This window comes from Caballeronia sp., assembly GCF_049581465.1.
Taxonomy (GTDB): domain Bacteria; phylum Pseudomonadota; class Gammaproteobacteria; order Burkholderiales; family Burkholderiaceae; genus Caballeronia.
Genome location: NZ_JBAUSA010001141.1, coordinates 1 through 1924, shown reverse-complemented (window position 1 = coordinate 1924; position 1924 = coordinate 1). Strand labels below are relative to the sequence as shown.

The window sequence follows — 1924 nt, the reverse complement described above, 5'->3', positions numbered from 1 at the left end:
GAATGAGAGTCGCGATGAAGCCGGTCTTGCGGGATGACAGGCTGCCCGCCGCTTGATCAAGGACGTATCCGAGTTCGCTCACGGCGCGGAAGATTTTTTCTCGCGTGGGCGATGAGACTTGCGTCTCGTTTTTGAGCGCTCGCGAGACCGTCATCGTCGACACGCCAGCTCGACGCGCCACATCGGCCATCGTCGGCGCTGGTAGTCCCGAATCACGCCCCGAACCGAAATGCGTCAAGACCTCCCGTAAATCAGCTCGCTCGCGGCTCTTTCGCGGCCGGACCGTTTTCACTTTTTTCACGCCGGCCTTACGACCCCATCAAACTTCATTACAGGCCGCGAGACTTCGTGCGGAGAACCGGCTGCGAGCCGCGGCCCTCGCAGGCCCGCTCGTTGCGACACATGATCTACCAACGCTGATGGACGTAGGGTTTTACGTCGGCCTCGTAGATCGCGCGAAGCTTCGCCATCGTCTCGGGCGAGAGGGCCGGCAGATCGGAGGCTCCGGCGTTGTCTCTCGCCTGCGCCACGGTTCGGGCTCCCGGGATAACGACGCTGATGGCGTCGAACATTAGAATCCACCGCAAAGCCAATTGCGCCATATTTCCGTTGCTTACCAACGGCCGAATCTTTTCGACCACTTCCAAGCCTTTTTCATACGGCATTCCCGAGAACGTCTCGCCGACGTCGAAAAACTCGCCGTTGCGATTGAAATTGCGGTGGTCGGCTTTGTCGAAGGTGGAGCCGCGTGTGAACTTGCCGGAGAGCAGCCCGCTCGCAAGGGGGACGCGCGCGAGGATCGCGACTTTCTTCCTCTTCGCGAGGTCTAAAAAGAGATCGAGTGGTCGCTGGCGCAAGATGTTGAAAATGATCTGAACGCTCACGACGTTTGGATATTCAATCGCTTTGATCGCCTCCTCGATCTTCTCGACGCTAACCCCATAGTTGCCGATAAGCTTCTCGTCCTGCAGACGGTCAAGCGCATCAAAGACCGATGGCTGATAGTACAGATCGGTGGGCGGGCAGTGCAGCTGAACGAGGTCGAGGATGTCGACCTCGAGATAGTCGCGGCTTCGCTTGACCCATTCCCGTAGGTTTTCGAAGGTGTACTCCGATGTGACCTGAGTCGGCAGACGTTTGCCGGCCTTCGTCGCGATATAGGGACGCGAGCCGCTACGGCCACGGAGGGCTTGCGCAATCAGCTTTTCCGAGCGCCCGTCGCCATAGACGTCTGCTGTGTCAATGAACGTAACACCGAGATCGAGAGCGGTCGTTAGCGCATCCAAAGCTTCATGATCGGGGATCTCCGTCCACTGTCCTCCGCCGATGCCCCACGAGCCGAAACCGACTTCGCTCACCAGGCGGCCCGTACGGCCGAATATTCGCTGCTTCATCCGGCGTTCCTCCAGGCAATCCATCTACCCATATGATATCGATAACATATCCGCGGTTGGTCGCAAACGCGCGTATTTTACGCTTGTCAGATAAGGTCAAAGCGTATGTAGCTACGTTGACTTGATATCGCTAACATGTATCGTGAGGAGACGCGGGAGGAAAACGCGACGTTTCCTCGGCGGCAAGATTCGCGCAATGATTCAAAGAGTGGGGACACGAACGTTTGACCGTCTAGGCCGGCCAAGCCAAACAAGGAGTTAAACATATGTCGACGAGGTTTAGCCAACTTCTCAAGGCGAGCGCGCTTTTCTTCGCAGCCGGGGTCTCCGGCGCCTTGGCCGCAAGCCCCTTCGAGTTGGGGATGGTGATTAAGTCGACCACTAACCCCTACTACAACGCCACGCTTGCCGGCGCCAAAATCGCCGCGGACGAGACCGGCGGCAAAGTCGCCAACTACGGCCCCACCGAATCGAGCGCAAAAGCGCAAGTCGACATCATCAACAGCCTCGCCGAACGCCACGTGTCCGCC

2 protein-coding genes and 1 pseudogene are annotated in these 1924 nt (G+C 58.3%); 1 reads left to right on the top strand and 2 read right to left on the bottom strand.

From position 1 onward, the window contains the following. Together WCA53_RS27965 and WCA53_RS27960 are read right to left on the bottom strand one after the other, a co-directional pair. On the bottom strand, positions 1–238 hold a 238-nt coding region (locus WCA53_RS27965; protein ID WP_423918544.1), incomplete at its 3' end, for a LacI family DNA-binding transcriptional regulator. A gap of 169 nt (positions 239–407) precedes the next feature. Then, complete coding sequence (locus WCA53_RS27960) at positions 408–1394, bottom strand: aldo/keto reductase (RefSeq protein ID WP_423918541.1); 987 nt, start codon at positions 1392–1394, stop codon at positions 408–410. Between the two features lie 266 nt (positions 1395–1660). Between WCA53_RS27960 and WCA53_RS27955 the strand changes: the two are divergent. Then, positions 1661–1924, top strand: a pseudogene (locus WCA53_RS27955) (hypothetical protein); the annotation flags it as partial.